The sequence below is a fragment of the Caryophanon latum genome, from assembly GCF_001700325.1.
GTDB classification, from domain to species: Bacteria; Bacillota; Bacilli; order Bacillales_A; family Planococcaceae; genus Caryophanon; species Caryophanon latum.
The window spans coordinates 19,798-37,677 of sequence record NZ_MATO01000060.1; the positions used below are offsets into that span (position 1 = coordinate 19,798).

At 42.7% G+C, this 17,880-nt stretch carries 10 protein-coding genes; 5 read left to right on the forward strand and 5 right to left on the reverse strand.

The window, feature by feature from the left end; genetic code table 11:
* The first annotated feature begins 111 nt into the window (after positions 1-111).
* The 4 genes from secA2 to A6K76_RS13600 all read left to right on the forward strand — a co-directional run bounded on the left by secA2 (position 112) and on the right by A6K76_RS13600 (position 6,823).
* Positions 112-2,478, forward strand: coding sequence for an accessory Sec system translocase SecA2 (gene secA2, locus A6K76_RS13585; protein ID WP_066466017.1), 2,367 nt, complete (start codon positions 112-114; stop codon positions 2,476-2,478).
* The gene (locus A6K76_RS13590; protein WP_066466019.1) at positions 2,478-3,389 is read left to right on the forward strand and encodes an accessory Sec system S-layer assembly protein; all 912 of its coding nucleotides are present in this window, start codon (positions 2,478-2,480) and stop codon (positions 3,387-3,389) included. Before secA2 ends, A6K76_RS13590 begins: the two co-directional genes overlap by 1 nt.
* Positions 3,390-3,823: 434 nt before the next feature.
* Positions 3,824-5,143, forward strand: coding sequence for a branched-chain amino acid transport system II carrier protein (gene brnQ / locus A6K76_RS13595; RefSeq protein WP_066466022.1), 1,320 nt, complete (start codon positions 3,824-3,826; stop codon positions 5,141-5,143).
* Positions 5,144-5,485: 342 nt separating this feature from the next.
* A complete protein-coding gene (locus A6K76_RS13600; protein WP_066466025.1) occupies positions 5,486-6,823 on the forward strand; it encodes a S41 family peptidase in 1,338 nt (445 codons plus the stop codon).
* An 83-nt stretch (positions 6,824-6,906) separates the two neighbouring features.
* Here the strand turns inward: A6K76_RS13600 and A6K76_RS13605 are convergent, their stop codons facing one another.
* From A6K76_RS13605 to A6K76_RS13630, 5 genes are all read right to left on the reverse strand, one after another.
* On the reverse strand, positions 6,907-7,467 hold the full coding sequence (locus tag A6K76_RS13605) for a TetR/AcrR family transcriptional regulator (RefSeq protein ID WP_066466026.1): 561 nt from the start codon (positions 7,465-7,467) through the stop codon (positions 6,907-6,909).
* Positions 7,468-8,397: 930 nt separating this feature from the next.
* Complete coding sequence (gene murJ, locus A6K76_RS13615; RefSeq protein ID WP_066466034.1) at positions 8,398-9,930, reverse strand: murein biosynthesis integral membrane protein MurJ; 1,533 nt, start codon at positions 9,928-9,930, stop codon at positions 8,398-8,400.
* Positions 9,927-11,027, reverse strand: coding sequence for a glycosyltransferase (locus A6K76_RS13620; RefSeq protein WP_083995464.1), 1,101 nt, complete (start codon positions 11,025-11,027; stop codon positions 9,927-9,929). The genes murJ and A6K76_RS13620 overlap by 4 nt, the downstream gene beginning before the upstream one ends.
* On the reverse strand, positions 11,024-12,169 hold the full coding sequence (locus A6K76_RS13625; RefSeq protein ID WP_066466041.1) for a polysaccharide pyruvyl transferase family protein: 1,146 nt from the start codon (positions 12,167-12,169) through the stop codon (positions 11,024-11,026). The genes A6K76_RS13620 and A6K76_RS13625 overlap by 4 nt, the downstream gene beginning before the upstream one ends.
* Before the next feature lie 786 nt (positions 12,170-12,955).
* Entirely contained in the window at positions 12,956-15,229 is a 2,274-nt protein-coding gene (locus tag A6K76_RS13630) for an S-layer homology domain-containing protein (protein ID WP_066466047.1), read from the reverse strand.
* Positions 15,230-15,708: 479 nt separating this feature from the next.
* Here A6K76_RS13630 and A6K76_RS13635 point away from each other — a divergent pair, with 479 nt between their 5' ends.
* Entirely contained in the window at positions 15,709-17,709 is a 2,001-nt protein-coding gene (locus A6K76_RS13635) for an S-layer homology domain-containing protein (protein ID WP_066466043.1), read from the forward strand.
* Positions 17,710-17,880: the final 171 nt, after the last annotated feature.

Consider the following 17,880-nt stretch of genomic DNA (forward strand, 5'->3'; position numbering starts at 1 on the left):
CGCTCTTTATGTTTATAGCAGTATGTTCTGTAGTCATCACTTCATTTATTTGTTAAAATTAGAAGATGCCTAGCATAGTTTTAGGCTTAGCAGAAGGAGCGAATAAAGACGATGTTCTCATTTTTCAAACGTAATAAAGAACAAACAAGTAAACGTGAATTAAAAGGTTACTATAAAATCGTAAACCAAATTAACGGGCTCGAGGAAAAATACGCTGCGATGTCCGATGATGCGTTAAAAGATATGACTGCGACGTTTAAAGAACAACTCGAAAATGGCACGAGCATACAATCGATTGTGCCGGATGCTTTTGCCGTTGTGCGTGAAGCATCTAAGCGTGTTTTAAATATGCGCCATTTCGACGTGCAGTTAATCGGCGGACTCGTGTTAACAGAAGGCAACATTGCAGAAATGCCAACTGGTGAAGGGAAAACGCTCGTTGCCTCACTACCTTCTTACGTGCGTGCACTAGAAGGTAAAGGCGTACATGTCATTACAGTAAACGACTATTTAGCAAAGCGTGACTACGACCAAATTGGCCAAATTCACCGCTTCCTCGGCTTAACAGTTGGCTTAAACGTGCCGATGATGGAGCCAGATGCGAAAAAACGTGCATACAAAGCAGATATTACGTACGGTGTCGGTACAGAGTTTGGCTTTGACTACTTGCGCGACAACATGGTGCATAGCATTGCAGACCGCGTGCAGCGCCCGTACCATTTCGCCATTATCGATGAGGTGGACTCAGTATTAATCGATGAGGCGAAAACACCGTTAATCGTCGCTGGTAAAATGTCAGCAAACGAGGAGCTTCACCAAATTGCGGCAATGCTTGCAAAGCGCTTCGTCGTTGAAGAAGATTACGAATTTGATGATGAAACGAAGGCAACTGCATTAACGGATCAAGGTATCGAAAAAGTGGAGCGCGCATTCGGCATCGATAACTTATACGACTTAGATCATCAAACGCTGTATCATTACGTTATTCAAGCAGTGCGCGCACACGTCATGTTTGAGCGCGACGTCGATTACATCGTAAAAGATGACAAAATTCAGCTCGTTGATATGTTCACTGGGCGCATTATGGAAGGTCGTTCATTATCTGACGGGCTTCACCAAGCAATCGAAGCAAAAGAAGGCGTAACGATTACCGAGGAAAATAAAGCGCAGGCACAAGTGACGATTCAAAACTACTTCCGTATGTATCCTGCACTTTGTGGTATGACTGGTACTGGTAAAACGCAGGAGAAGGAAATTCAAGAAGTGTACGGCATGTCCGTTGTGCAAATTCCGACGAACCGCCCTCGCCTACGCATCGACCAGCAAGATATTATTTTCGAGCATAAGCAAGAAAAATATCATTTCGTCGCACAACTTGTAAAAGAACGTCATGAAAAAGGACAGCCCGTATTAGTCGGCACAACGTCCATTTTACAGTCGGAAGCAGTCGCAACATCATTAAAAAATGTCGGCTTATCATTCCAACTATTAAATGCGAAAACAGTTGAGCAAGAAGTCGAGCTCATTTCAGAAGCTGGGCAAAAAGGACGTATTACGGTCGCAACGAACATGGCAGGTCGCGGAACAGACATCGTGCCTGGTGACGGTGTACGCGAGCTCGGTGGCTTATTCGTCATCGGTACAGAAAAGCACGAAAGCCGACGCGTTGACAATCAGCTGCGCGGACGCTCTGGTCGTCAAGGCGATCCTGGTGAAAGCTTATTCGTCTTATCACTTGAAGACGACATGTTCCGCCGCTTCGCAAAAGACGATGTCGAAAAGTTCAAAAAGAAAATGACGAAAAACGCAGACGGCATCATTACAAACAAAGATGTACACGAGCTCGTTAGTCGCACACAGCGCATCGTAGAAGGCTCTCAACAAGGTATGCGTGAGTACAACTTAAAGCTCGATGACGTCATCAATGACCAACGCGGCGTTATTTACGGGCTGCGCAACAAAATTATCGGCGGCGAGGCAACGATGGAGCAGCTGCTACAAATGCTTGATGAAACAGTTGACTTTGCGATTCGCGAGCATGCACCAGACGACGCGATGCCGATGGATTGGAACTTCGATGCGATGGAGCGTACGATTAATTCATTAACGCTTTCGCCAATTACGATCGATCGCCAAGCGCAAAAAGTGGATACGCTATTTGAGCAAGTAAAGCCTGTCATCGATGAATTAAAAAACTTGCTTGCGACGTACAACGAAAACGAGCAAATTGCTGCACTCATTCCACAAGTAATGCTCATGCGTTTAGATGCGATGTGGGTGAAGCATTTAGAATCGATGGCGCATTTAAAAGAAGGTATCGGTTTACGCCACTACCAGCAAGAAGACCCAATGCGCATTTATCAGCGTGAAGGTTTAGAATTATTCGGTCGCAACTATCAAGAATTACGCCGTTCAGTCGTGAAGGAAGTTATTAACTTTGCGAAAATGCTGAAAGAGCGTCAGGAGGAACAACAATAATGGGTTTATTTTCATTTTTTAGAAAATCAGATAAAGTAGGTAAAGATAGCACGGTCGATTCAAAAGCCGTTTTAGGCGGTGGCAAAAAAGGACAAATTTCAACACAAAAGCAAGAAGTGTACACGAAATTATCATTCCACCCAGATTGGAACGTCCCTCAAGAGCAGCAATACGTTTTCAACTTTTTAGCGAACGATTTAGAGCCATTAAAGCCAAATCAATTATCTCTTGCGGCGATTAACATCGAAGAAGATGCTGCAACAGGCGCTTGGAACGTAAAAGCATTTTTCCGTTCATCATTAAACCAGCCAATCGAGCTAAAAGATATCGATTTATTCGTAACAGCTGAAGACGGCACAGTGCTTGCAAAACAAAGCTTCGACTTCACACAGCTTGGCACAATTCCAGCTGAAAGTGCGCGTCCGTGGGTATTCACATTCCATAAAGATTCATTATTAACAGATGAAATTCCAGGTGAAGGTTGGAAAATCGCGTTCAACTTAGTATCGTTACGCGGTCACCAGCTAGACCTTGATACACAGTGGGAAAAGCAGTTAAGCAACGACCAAAAAGAGGAGCTTCGTAAAATCGTAAAAGAATTACCGAAGCTACGCGACAAAGAAGTAAACTTCACAGGCATTCAGCACGTCAAAATGGATAACGGTAGCTTAGCAATTACGCTTCTAATTCGTAACGGGAACGACCGCGACATTAACTTAGAGCAGCTACCACTTGAAGTAGTCGATGCAAACGATACAGTCGTTGCAACGGGTACGTTCAAGCTAGATCCAGTAATCGTCGTAAAGGCGAACACATCGAAGCCGTGGACGTTCGTATACCCTGCTGACTTAACGACGAATTTAGCAGACGCTGATTTCACTCGTTGGGCTGCACGCGTACCACAAAAATAAGATGTCACGAGGAAGCTGTCTGATTTTTTCAGGCAGCTTTTTTTGTCGTTCATCTTATCAAATTTTTACATAAACCTATAATAAAAAACGTGCTGTGACTTTTAAAGTAGCTCGCGCGCAAATCCGTTCTATTTCACACACTTTATTGCTCACTATTACTCATTTTTCAATACAAATTTTATTTTTCTGATAATTCCATTTATTGCATGCTATAATAACTAGCAAGTGAAAAACTGTTATATGAAACCGTTAACTTAGGCATATTAGACTATTTAAGAAGTTTATCATTGCTTTTTATCTGAAAATATAATATCTTATAGCTTGTCTTAATTTTATTGCAGTTTTCGCATAATTGACATACAACATGAAGCGTTAACTTTCACGCACTAAATTGTTTGAAAATTGACACTTTTATCATTTGGAGGAATTTTATTATGAAAAAATTTATGCAAGATAATCTTGCAATCGGGCTAATGCTATTTGCGTTATTCCTCGGTGCAGGGAACATTATCTTCCCGCCAGAGCTTGGACAAAAGTCTGGTGAAGAAATCTTTTGGGCATTAGCTGGTTTCTTAACGACGGGTGTCGGCTTACCGCTACTTGCGATCGTTGCCATCGCGAAATCAGGCGGCGACTTACTATTTATCTCACAGCGCATTAACGCAACGTTCGGTTTAATCTTCACATCAATCGTGTACTTATCAATCGGACCGTTATTCGCTTGGCCACGTACAGCAACAGTTTCATATGAAATTGCCGTCGTGCCGTATTTATCAGAATCAATGGCGGATTCACGCTGGCCGTTAATTATTATGACGATCGTGTTCTTTGCGTTAACGTTATTCGTTGCGATGAACCCAACGAAAATTGTTGACATCGTCGGTAAAGTATTAACGCCATTATTATTAATTGTTATCGTTGTTTTAACCGTAAAAGCAATCATCTCACCAATGGGTAGCTTAGGTGAAGCAAGCGGCAACTACATTGAAAATCCATTTACAGAAGGTTTCGTACAAGGTTACTTCACAATGGATATGCTTGCTGGTTTAGTATTCGGTTTAGTTGTTATTCAAGCGTTAAAAGCACGCGGTATTACAGAGCCTAACAAAATTGTATCATCTACAGTTTATGCAGGTATGATTGCAGCAGCTGGCTTAGCATTCGTTTACATTTCACTTGGCTTCATTGGGGCAACGAGCACAGATTCAATCGGTTTCTTTGAAGGCTCAGGTACAGGTAGCGCAATTATCGCAGCAGTAGCACAGGAGCTTTACGGCGGTGCAGGTCAAGCGATTTTAGCAGCGATCATTTTACTTGCTTGCTTAACGACATCAATCGGTTTAGCAACAGCGAACGCACAGTTCTTCAACAAAGTGTATCCAAAAATTTCGTACAAAACGTACTTAATCGTATTCTCGCTATTTAGTGGTGTTGTTGCAAACTTCGGTTTATCGACATTATTAGCTATTACGTTACCGGTATTAATGCTTCTTTATCCGTTAGCGATGGTGTTAATCTTCTTATCATTAGCACATAACATGTTCGGCGGTCGCCCAGCTGTTTACATCGGTGCGTTACTACTTACACTTGTTGTGAGCATTAACGACGGTTTAGTAGCAGCAGGCGTTAACGTAGAAGCGTACCAAAACGCATTAAACTTATTACCATTACAAGGTCAAGGGTTAGGTTGGTTACTTCCTGCGATCATCGGTGCAGTAATCGGGTATATTGTTTCGAATTTCACAAAAAAATAATGCTATAATGAGAGTGTCCGAAATAGGGCACTCTTTTTTATCAGGTCTGTTGATTAGCCATTTATATACAGTGAAATCGGTTGTTTTTAGCAACCATTTGGAAATAAATGCTGCATATTAATGGCAGTAAGCGTGCGGCGAGACTCCTTGGGGAAAAGCTCGTGCCTCAAGACCCCGTAAAGCGCGACGCAGGAGCGGTGCGGAGGCTTGAGCCGAGCCCCAGGAAAGCGAGCCGCAATACGCTTCTGCCAATTGATTGGCTAATCAACACGCTTGCTTTTTTATATTTATTACGACGTGTTGACATACGTCTGTTCATTTAGAATAGAAGGAGCATTTGCGATGAAAAAATTATGGAGTGCATTTTTAGCTGGCTGTTTACTGCTTAGTACTGTACCAGCAAGTGCCGCTTCCGTTGAAGAAGTGCGCTTAATTATCGAAAAAGAATATGTCGACGCGTTGTCTCCTGCTTTTTACGAAGCAACATCAATTGAAGGTATGATAGAAACACTTGATCCATACTCGGAATATTTCACGCGTCAAGAATACGAACAATACGTGCAAGCTGTTGATTTAGAAACAGTCGGCATCGGCATTTATTTAACGAAGCATAGTAAAGGGGTACTCATTACAGAAGTGATTCAAGACGGCCCTGCTCATGTCGCCGGCTTAGTTCCAGGTACGGTCATTTTACAAGCGAACGGCACGGACTTAGCGAATCAATCAATCGATGAGGCAGCAAGCTTACTACAAGGCACAGCTGGTTCGTTCGTAACGCTAACGATTTTAACGCCAGACGATCAAATTACGACGCTTACACTCAAACGCCAAGCATTCTCATCGCCACATTCTGACATGGCACTGCTGCACGGCAATATCGGCTATATCGCACTGTACACGTTTAGTGACAATGCCGATTCATTAATGCGTCAAGCGTTAACCGATTTACGTAAACAAGGGGCGAAATCGTTTATCGTTGACTTGCGTGGTAACGGTGGTGGTTACGTTGATACAGCTGAGCGCATTATCGGTATGTTCCCGAACGCTAAAACGGCATACGTGCTATCGAACCGTTTCCAACAAGTGACGTATCCTGCAATTGGCACGTTAAATAAGTTTCCACAAAACACCCGTCTACTAATTGATGAATATAGCGCGAGTGCGTCGGAAATGACTGCCGCTGCATTGAAAGATCAAAAAGCTGCCATTTTATACGGTTCAAAAACGTATGGCAAAGGCTCGATGCAGCAGTTTTACGATTTTACAGATGGCAGTCATTTAAAGCTAACGATTGCAAAATTTACTGGACCAAGCAACGAGCCAATTAATGGTATTGGTGTCAAACCGCATATTCAATCGAAGCATCCACTGCAAGACGCGCATTTTGACGCACTGCTTGAAACAGGACAATATGACGTGCAGCCGACTGTAACGAAAGATGCGAAAAGCTCGACGCTTCATATTATGCATAAGTATATGACCGTCAATATGCAAGATCGCTATGCATTTGTGAAGCTCGGTACGAACGAAACAATTCCATTTAGCGCCCATAAGTCTGGTAAAAGCTATGCGCGGCTGACGCTAAGTGAGCAGTTACAAGCAGGTCAGATGTACGCGCTCATTACAAAGCCTACCGCTACACAAAAAGGAAAAATTCAAAAAATCATAATTGAAAAATAAGCATGTAAAAAGGTACCCGATTAGTGCGGATACCTTTTTATTGTATAGTGAAGAACAGAACGCTTCTGCTCTCTTCGTATGTATTAAGCTGTTTGCTGCGCTGCTGAGAAGTAAATTGACATGAGTGTCTCCGTTACTTCCTTTGGTGTAAATTCTCCAGTTAATAAGCATGTCAATGTTAAACGTTCAACTGCACCAACTAAAGCTTCTGCTACGATTTTTGAATGTTCGATTCCTTGCACACCGATAATGCTATTTTGTAATTGCTGTGCTAGCTCTGCTTTTACAACGCTTGCATCCATCGCCTCAAAAAAGCCGACTTTCGTTAATAACGGATTTTGCGCAAAAAATGTGAAAACATTTTCTAACTTCTTTTGTAAATCGCTCAATGATACATTTCCTTCTACATCTGTATCAAAGATCGTCATTAATTTTTCATTGAACTCTGCATTTAAACTGTTAAATAAAGAATCTTTACTTTCAAAATATAGATAAAATGTTGGCTGAGTTAAACTTGCGGCTTTTACAATATCACTAATTTTCGTTTGATGATAACCGTTTGCTGCGAATAACTCAATCGCCTTCTCTAATAATAGTTGCTTGCTGCGCTCGCCGTTTGAATTAACTTTTCTACCTCTTGCCATGCTCTCACCTTTTATCTTTCTATATCTTCTTTTCGGGTTCACACTCTCCGAAACAATACTTTTGATTATACAAGAAAGATTATATTTTTGAAACATTAACCACATAAACATAGTAGAAAATCGAAATTCCTACAACTTAATGCTCATTTTACGAATTTATATACAATTTATAGTTTAGTTATTCAATCACATTTCGCTCTCATTATTTTCCTGGATGTGATCACAAAAAAGATGCGACACAGTTTCAACCGAATAGTGAGCATTGTCTGCACATACACATAAAATTTGAAATAATAATTCAAGCGTGTTGATTAGCCATTCAACTGGCAGTTCGCGTATTGCGGCTCGCTTTGCCTCTGCGGTTACTCGAGGCAGATAAATTCCTGGGGCTCGGCGGCGAACACGATGTTGGTCATGAAGGTGATGCCACATGGACGTGGCGCTCATCACTCCGCACCGCTCCTACGTCGCGCTTTACGGGGTCTTGAGGCACGAGCTTTTCCCCAAGGAGTCTCACCGCATGCTCCCTCCCACTACAATGCTGCATTCATGTCAGTTTTGCTACTGAAAACAACAGATTCAGCTTTATAAAAATGGCTAATCAACAGACCTGATAATAATTAAATAAATTTGGGCGCGGTCATTATAAAGCCACATTTATTTCTGTTTTACTGCTAAAAACAACCAATGTAGCTGTATACAAGTGGCTAATCAACAAACTTGGGTTAAAACAAAAAAGCGTTATCGGGAAAATACATTCCTAATAACGCTTTGTCTGTCCGATTACTCCGGGAACGGCTCGAGCCTTGCTATCGCTATGTTTTTTTCCCGTAGGAGTCTCCGCTTCACACGCAACGTCATCAAATTTCCAGCATATTACGAGGCTGCACTTCATTGAACTTATACTTCAGTTCTAGCCTTTTCGCTTTGTTATTCGTGATGTGACGAGCGTGAAAATCGCTTACGTAAACGCCGCAAGCTGCCACTTACTTCTTTAATACCAAACATATGCAGCGATACGAGCGACGTAACGGTGAAAATTGTTAAACCGACGATAAACGTTACCCACTTATAATCAAACACTAAATATTCGCTACTTGCATACGTTACGACGCTAATGATCATAAACGGAATCCACGGACGAAGCCATTGCTTTTTCATTTCATCCGCAATGAGCGTGAAGCCGTATTTACGTGAGCCGTAAAACACAAGCATGAATGTGTTTGTTACCGAGCTAATTAACGTTGCCCAAGCGATTGCTGTTGCGCCGTAATCATCTGTGAACGCGTACATAATGCCGATATTAATAATGAAGACGTTTAAAATACTAAATACGACGGGCGCTGTCGAATCGCCCTTTGCGTAATAAAAGCGCGTAATGTACGTGTTAACTGCTAAAAATAAAATCGATAACACGAACACCTCAAATACTGGCACTGTAATCGACGTTGAGTACGCATCAAACTTGCCGTATTCGAAAATGACTTGTACTAAATTTGTCGCATAAAAATAAGCGAAAATTGATACAGGAATGAGCAGTAACGTTAAATAATACATACCTTTTGAGTACAACATTTTAATCGACTCAAAATCGTCCTCTGCTTCCTTTTTACTTAAAATTGGATAAATAACAGTCGTTACTGCTGTAATTAAAATCGCTTGCGGGAACTGCGTCAGCTTCGATGCGTAGTTCACTGCTGAAATTGCACCTTCACCAAGCGGTCCTGCGAAGAAACGCTGCAGCATCGCATAAATTTGAATCGATGCCCCACCGATCATAATCGGCCATACCATAATCCATAAATCTCTCGTCGATTGATTGCGCTTAAACGATAAACCGACTGGGAAACTATCGAGCTTGCGGTACCCTTTTGCGACGTAATATACCATCACAAGCGCACTTAATAACGCCGAAATACCGTATGCGACTGGTCCGATAACGAATGACAGACCAACTGCGATAATTAAAAACAACACATTGTATAGTAAAATCGCAAAGCTCGATAAATGGAACTTATCGTGAATATTTAACATACCGCTATACCATGACGCAAGCGCAAGTAAAATAGACGATGGCATCATCCAGTAAAATAAATTTACCGCTAAATCGAATGCTTCAGGTCCTTTTTCATCGATGTTAAATAAGTGCATAAGTGGCTCAGTAAATGCCATAATCGCGACCGTCATCACCGTAAGCGATACGACAACAATCGTAAATGACTGCTTGACGAACTGCGCCTGATCGGTCGTTTTGCGGTTATAGATTGAAATGACCGCTGTCGTAAATGCTCCACCGACGACTAAATATAAAAAGTTCGGCAATAAATACGCCGTAAAAATACTATCAGCTACGTGTGTTGAGCCATACTGATACCCGATGACCATTTCACGGAAAAACCCAAATAAACGCGCAACGATATTAATGACAGCAACAGCACCAACAATTTTTATGAACTTGTTCAACGTTGCTCGCCACCTTTACTCGCAGCGTCATACAGGTCGATTACGTGCTCTGTAATCGTCACCTCATCATGCAATGTAAGCGCGGCTTGTACCGCTTCCTCATCGACATATTGATCGCGCGGCGTATGTAACGCACGCAACATTTCCTCGCTCAATGCCTCGCTATTTTTCGCTGGCACAAGCTTGCCTGCCCCGTCACCGAGTAACGATACGAGTCCACCGACGTTTGAAGCGATAACAGGTGTTCCTGATGCAAGTGCTTCGAGTGCTACTAAGCCAAAGCCTTCTAAATGCGACGGCAGCACGAATACATCCGCTGCTTGGAACCATTTCACAAGCTGCGTTTGCTGCACAGGATCCTCAAAGCGCACCGTCGCATCGACTTGCGATTGAATATTTGAAATAAAGCTCATATCACGACGCGAGCCAACGATCACAAGCTCAATATCTTTCGTCGTCTGCTTTTTGACGCGCTTATATGCCGCCACTAGCTCCTCGACACCTTTTTGTTGAATGACGTTGCCGACGAATAAAAAGACGAATTTATTGTCTAAAATGCGTAGTTGCTTGCGTACTGCTTGCTTGTCACCTGCTGTAAAGACGTTACGATTTACACCCATGCTTAACACCGAAATGTTTTGCTTCGCGATGCCAAAGTCTTGCTCAATTTGTTCTGCAAGTACCGGTCCTACCGCAATGACATGGTCGGCTTCTGTTAAAATTTGCGCGGTCCAGTTGCGAATGCGCGCGCTTTTCTTTGCCATGCGCTCAATGTCGCCACCGTGTGCTGTAACGATGTACGGAATGCCGAACATTTTTTTCAGCGCAAGCGACAGCATCCCCGACGGAAATACGTAATGTGCATGTGTCACGTCGTATGCTTTTTTCCCTTTTCGTCCGAGCTGCATTGCACGCATCGCCCATTTTGCATATTTTATGATGACGTTTTTCTTACCAACAGCTGGATTATCATTTACTGCAATGTCCACATGTATTCCTGCTCGCTTCAGAGCCTCGACTTGATTTTTGACAAAGATCCCGTACGAAGGATGTGAAGCAGAAGGATACATATTGCTAATCACTAATACTTTTTTCATTTTCCCTTCACTGCCTTTGCCAATAATTGTTTTCCTCTCATCGCTTCTGCATGTGTATTTGTGGAAATGCGTTTCGTGCGTGCAACGCTTGCCGGCCAATCCGCGATTAGCTCGCTATAGGCGTTCGCCACTAATTGCTTATTTTTTTGTAACTCGTTTATTTCGATACATAAGTCACTCGATTCAATCGAACGCATAAAATCCGTTACTTTTTTATGATATGACAAAGCAATAATCGGCGTTTGTGCATTCGTCGCTAAAATGAGTGAATGCAGGCGCGTCCCGATAACTACATCCATGTCGCTCGTTACTTGCAATAAATCTTCGGGTACTAAATTACGGTCAATAATGTCCACCTTATCTGCGCGTGTCATTTTGTTGCGAATATCCTTTGTGACTGTAACGTCCTGTGGATATTTTGTCGCAAAAAACGTAATGTCTACGTTATGTGTATTAATTAGTGTATCTAAGTTTTCCGCCATGCTTTTTACGTAGCGGTCATATTTCTCTACATCACCAGACGGCCAATAGTTCGCATTGTACACTGGCACCGCAGAAATACCGATGCGCTGCGGCTTTTCTGGATGATTGTTTCGCTCTTTAAACATCGTAAACGCTGGATCACCTATGACGTCAATATGGCGCGTCACACCAATCGTACGTAGCAGCTCCTTTGAATCAGGGTCGCGTACGGAGACGTTCACCGCATATTTACACATGTAACGAATCATCACCTTGCCCGTTACTGTATCAAGCGGACCTGCACCGCAGCCATACAGCACATAAGGTACACCGGAATGCTTTGCCATTAACGCATACGTTCCATATAAATGCGCTTCACGGCGATAAAAATCCATTAAAATACCGCCACCACCGATAATGAGTAAGTCAAAGCCATCCATATAACGTTTGTTTGATTTATACGTATAAAAAAACGTTTTATATAAATTGCCGCGCTTATAATATAGCGGGTAGCTTTTCACACCATATCGTTCGGACGTTTGTTGCGTGTTATTACTGAACACAGTAATATCTTCATTTTGTACGGAGAATTGTTCCTTTACTTGCTGGATCAGACTGTAAAGAATAGCTTCGTCGCCATTATTATCGTTACCGTAATTCCCCACAATTCCGATTTTCATTTAATAACATCCTTTTAAAAAAATTAATGCAAAAGCTTTTTCTTCTTACTACTTTGCATCTTTCTTTGCTATTTTACCATGACGCGTGCAGTTAGAGAAATGTTGCTTTATGTTTAGCGGAAACTTTACGTCCTTCTGCTCCATACAGTGCAGTTGCTTTTCATCTTTTCGCATCGCTTCCTCAACAGACGTAATGTGCACACACTGTTGTTATATCGACCGATTGCGCAAAACAAAAAGGCATAGCTCGCCACATACGATGTGGTAAACTATGCCTCGCTCGTTTTAATATGCTATGACCGCTTTAACTGTTCTACAGCTGAATCAATTGTTTTGCACCAAGCGTGTTGATTAGCCAGTCAATTGGCATTTCGCGTATGACGGCTCGCTTTCCTGGGGCTCGGCGGCGAACACGATGTTGGTCATGAAGGCGATGCCACATGGACGTGGCGCTAATCGCCTTCCTCAAGCCTCCGCACCGCTCCTACGTCGCGCTTTACGGGGTCTTGAGACACGAGCTGTTCCCCAAGGAGTCTCGCCGCACGCTTCCTGCCACTATCATGCTGCATTCATTTCAGTATTGCTACTGAAAACAAACAATTCAGCTGTATAAAAGTGGCTAATCAACAGACCTGGTTTTGCACTGTAGAACCGCAATCCTTGAGGAAGGTGGTGAACGCCATGTCCGTGTAGCACCACCTTCAACGTTCGTCCCCGAGTCCATCGAAAGCGAAGACGCTATACGCGAGCTGCCATGTTAACGAATCATTAACATACGTCATTTTGCTATTTATTTAACGTGCGGTATAGGAATACAGCAAAGTGCGCGCGCGAGATGGCGACGTTCGGTTTGTACGAGCCGTCTTCATAGCCTGTTGTCACTTCGTTTGCAGCGAGTGCTTGCACGTATTCATGCACCCAATGATCCGTCGCTACGTCTTTAAACGTTTTGTTCGCATTGCCTTGTAAATCAAACGCGAGCGTTAAAATTTTCGCCATATGTGCGCGCGTTAGCTGACCGGACGGATTGAACTTGCCGTTTGAGCCGTCGACGATACCTAAGTTTTGTACTGCGGCGATTTCTTTATAATATGTGTACGTCGTCGCTACGTCTGAGAAGTTCGGATTTTTGATGTTGTTCGTATCGAGCTGTAAAATACGGCTAATAATGACGGCCGCATGTGCGCGTGTCAGCTTTTGATCAGGGCGGAATGTGCCGTCCATGTAGCCTGTGAAATATTTTTTATCCGCTAAATATTCAATTTCCTTCACATACGGATACGTCGATAAAATATCTTTAAAGTTCGTCGGCTTCGGCTGTGCTTTCACCGTTACGCTCACACCGGCTGATTTGCCACCGAGCGTTGCAATCACTTTCGCTGTACCTGGATTTTTCCCGGCTACGAAGCGTCCGTTATCGTCAATTGTGCCGATGTCGCCGTCTACTTTGTACTGTAGCTGGTATTTATCATAAAGAAGTGGCTCTTTATTTGCAGCAAGCGCATTAATGCTAAATTGAATCGTTTCACCAGGTGATACGACGGTTGACGTTGCTTTTAAATATAGCTCGTTCGGACTTGCAACGGTCGTAATCGGATACGTTTGAATGACATCATCCTCGTGCGCAATTTGTAAGCGGTCTGTACCAACTTCCGTCATCGTATACGTTAACCCTTCACTTTTAATCGTGCCGCGCTCTGAAGAAAGGTTCAGCTTACTTTTAAACGGTGTAATCGCATTGTAATGTGCGTCGGTCATATTTGAAACGCTCGTTACCGATGCGCTCGCCCCGACTAAAAACGTCCCAACACGTGAGCGCGTTATTTCCGCTTGTACAGGCTTTCCAGTAGGCGCTGTACTAATTGCTTCTAAAATTGTTGAAACGCGGCGCTGAGACCCGTCTGACGGCTTATTAACAAGCACAACATCATTTGATCCTGGCTTACGTATACCCATCGTCGTAGAACCACCACCGTCTAAATTAATCGCTGTATCGACACCGATATCGACTAAATAGTTCGCAAGCTGCGTCATATTCATCCCTTTTGATGCGCTTTGACGCCCATCAACCGTAATGTAATGCACTTGCTTCGTATCTTCATCAACGCCAACGACAGTGCGCGGTGTGACAGCTTTTGCACGTTCACTCGTCGCACTCATTTGTAAGTTCACGCGCCCGTTTTCAACAAGAAGCGGTCCTGTCGCAATCATAAAATCGGCATTATTCCATGCTTCGTTAATGCTGAAGTTGACCGTGACTTCCTCGCCTACTTTCATGCTTTCCATCATCGCGCGCCACGGCGTTCCGTGCACCGATAATACGAAGGCTGTATCTGGAATGTTTGCTGGCCATTTTTCAGAGTATGGAAAAACATGTGTAATTTCCCCTGTTAACGTTTGACCGAATGTGTTTTCTGTAATGCGCTTTCCTGTGTCGACAACTACTTCGACGCCGTAACTATTTTGCCCGGTGTTGCCTAAATAATATTGCGGCGTAAAAACAATCGCTTCGTCGTTATAGCGCTTTCGGTTTAAACCTGATAGCTCATACGTTTTCCCTTTATATTGCATGTTCACATCAAAATCGAATAGCGAAATTGACGGTGTGCCATCAGATTTCACACCGAACGCATACGGCTTATTAACATATTCGTCGCTACCGACAGAAATGCGTCCACCGTTAATAATTTCATTTTTCTCCGCGAGTAGTAATAATGGATTTCCTACTGACATATCAAAAAAGCCTGCGTTAATTGCGCCGACAACACGATGCCCTTCCTTCGAATGCGAGTTTGCCATCGCAGTCGTCGTCATGCGTCCGTTCGTCGTACCCGCAAGTCCAAGTTTTACTTTTGTATATTCATTTCGTAAATTGATCGTTAAGTGATTCACGACGTTCGTTCCGTATGAGGCGCTATATTTATATTGCTCATACGTTACTCCTGGCGATACAGGATAGGATGTAACGGTTTGTTTTGATGCATCTGTTTCCGTTACTGGTGAAAATGTTACGATTGCGGCAATTGCAGCAATCAGTGACCATGTTCGTCTTTTTTTCATACGCTTGCTCGAGTTGAGCACACCTACCTTCTGTCCATATTTGCTTGCATTTAAGCATAACAAAGTTCCGGTTGAAATACTATTAAGCAGAAGTACGATTTGTATTTCCACATCCACTTTGTCGATTAGCCGTTTCTATGCAGGAAAATCGATTGTTTTCAGCAACAAACCGAAAAATACAGGCGACATGTTAGTAGCGACGACACGCTAATTGTTTTAACGTCGAGTGTATGAGTGCGACATGAAAGGCTCAAAAAAAGCACTGCCGCGTCCATGTAGCATTGCTTTCAAAACAAATATCGTGTTTCTCCCCCCATGCCCGCGAAAAAGCGTGTCTCGATGTGAAGAGCCAATTAACAAAACAGTAAAATCCATTCGCCGTCTATATAGTCAAAAATATTCCTTAATTATTTGACGTTCCACGCTACTTTTTTTTCACAACTTTTGATAGGATGTTAATAATGAGGAGGGATTCACATTTGAAGAAAATATTCACCATCCTTTCTATGATTTTGCTACTTATGTCGTCTTCATTAACGACTTATGCAGATTCATTAACTGGAACGACACATGAACAAGGCATGCGTTACTTAATTAAAAAAGGTGCGATTTTACCTGATACAAATAATCAATACTACCCAAACGCAATCGTAACACGTGGACAATTCGCATCTTTTCTTTCTGCTGCGCTTGACCTACCTGAAACTACCATGAATCCATTTAAAGATGTGGTAGGTTCTACAAGACAAGATATCGCCATTCGCCGTGTCGCAAATGCAGGCATCGTCACTGGCTATGAGGACGAAACATTTCGACCTAATGATTCCATTTCACGTCAGCATATGGCACGAATGATTGTACGTTCGTTAAACTACTTAAAATATGATACGAGTAAAATTCCGACGACACTTTCATTTGCCGATACGCAAGACATTGCGATCGCGCATCGTGATGCCGTTGCAATTGGTGTAGCACTTGGGATTATTAAAGGGGACACACAAGCAGATGGCACGTACTTTAAGCCAGGAAACAATGCAACGGTAGGACAAGCTGCGACATTTGTGTTCCGCTTAATGAATGCAGTCGAAGCCGCAAAGCCGGTTACCCCTGCACCACCGACAGTACAAGCACCAGATCCGACTCCCGCTACACCTCCAGTACAGAAACCATCACCAGTACCGGCCGCACATCATAAGTACATTGTGCCAACAACGAAAAACCAAACGATTGTTAGTCAAACATCGTATGCTACGTTAGCGGAGGCGATGAAGGCTGTACAAACGAACGAGCAATTCGTAATGGAAAAAGATACCGGACGCGTTGTGTATATGAAGTCGGGCATTGTATTTGCCAATCAATACGTCGAAATGACGCTAAACAGCAATCGTGATCGTATCGGTGCTGCTACGAACTCACAAATGGAATACGTAAACAGCGATGGCAAAAAAGTAACGGTGAGCTTTGCCAATCAAGTCGGTACAATCGACTTAAACGACAAAATCGAACTCATTCCTACAGGGTTAATCGTAGAGCGCGACCATTATACGATGAATGCAAATGGTCAGCTTATTCATCATTTAGTATCCAATTTAAAAGAAGGTAAAACAGCCGCAAGCTACGTCGTCGGCAAAGCGCCTGCTGAAATGAAAAAGAACACGAAATATTACAGCTGGAACGGCGTCTTCTTTACAAATAAAAACGACAAAAACGATTATTTCGATTACTACAATTACTATCAATTTTTGCCTGCTTTCTCAAAAACAAATTATACCGCTCAGGAGTTAAACAACTATATTTTAAACATGCTAAGCGGGCTTGAAAAAACGGGTAGCTCACAATATAAAAATGCAACGAAGCGCAGTAAGCTCGTTGGACTTGGAACAATCGCCAAAAATATGGAGGCACGCTACGGCGTTAACGCGCTCATGATCATTTCACTTGCCATTAACGAAAGTGGTAACGGCTTAAGTGCAAAGGCGCTCGAATATAACAACTTATTCGGATTAAACGTGCGCGACACTGGCGACCAAAAAGATTACTTCAAATCTGTTGAAGCAAACGTTAAAGCGTTATTAACCGATTATTGGATTCCAAACTACATCGATCCGACTGGCAAATTTGCAAACGGTGCAGTATTTGGCTCAAAATATTTAGGCTTTAACATGAAATACGCCTCTGATCCGTATTGGGGAGCAAAAGCTGCAGGGCATTATTACCGTATCGACACCGCACTCGGACGAAAAGATGCGAAAAACGCTTATAAAATCGGCTTAACACGCTCGGACAAAACGAACGTATTATCTTCTGCGTCAGGCGGAAAATCATTATATCAATATCGTCAAAAAAATTATCCGGTCATCATTAAAAACGATCGTTTAAACAATGTGTACGAAATTATTGCCGATAAACATACGAATGAAAAAGTCGTTTCAGGTTACATTTCAAAGGATGCTGTACGCATTATTAAAACTACACAATAACGAAAAAAGAGCTGTCCGATCAATACATTAAAGTGTACCCTTTGTAAAGGACATTTTGAAAAAGAGCTAGCAAACTTGTTGGAGCTGCTGTCTGTATTTTACAGGCGGCAGCTTCTTTAAGTTCCATTGCCCTCGATAATGATTGTAATACGTCATATAACTTTAGATCGT

Coding starts and splice junctions, on each gene's coding strand:
- A6K76_RS13620 (WP_083995464.1), bottom strand. CDS start 11,027: ATGAAAAAAGTATTAGTGATTAGCAATATGTATCCTTCTGCTTCACAT.
- A6K76_RS13590 (WP_066466019.1), top strand. CDS start 2,478: ATGGGTTTATTTTCATTTTTTAGAAAATCAGATAAAGTAGGTAAAGAT.
- brnQ (WP_066466022.1), top strand. CDS start 3,824: ATGAAAAAATTTATGCAAGATAATCTTGCAATCGGGCTAATGCTATTT.
- secA2 (WP_066466017.1), top strand. CDS start 112: ATGTTCTCATTTTTCAAACGTAATAAAGAACAAACAAGTAAACGTGAA.
- A6K76_RS13630 (WP_066466047.1), bottom strand. CDS start 15,229: ATGAAAAAAAGACGAACATGGTCACTGATTGCTGCAATTGCCGCAATC.
- A6K76_RS13625 (WP_066466041.1), bottom strand. CDS start 12,169: ATGAAAATCGGAATTGTGGGGAATTACGGTAACGATAATAATGGCGAC.
- A6K76_RS13600 (WP_066466025.1), top strand. CDS start 5,486: ATGAAAAAATTATGGAGTGCATTTTTAGCTGGCTGTTTACTGCTTAGT.
- A6K76_RS13605 (WP_066466026.1), bottom strand. CDS start 7,467: ATGGCAAGAGGTAGAAAAGTTAATTCAAACGGCGAGCGCAGCAAGCAA.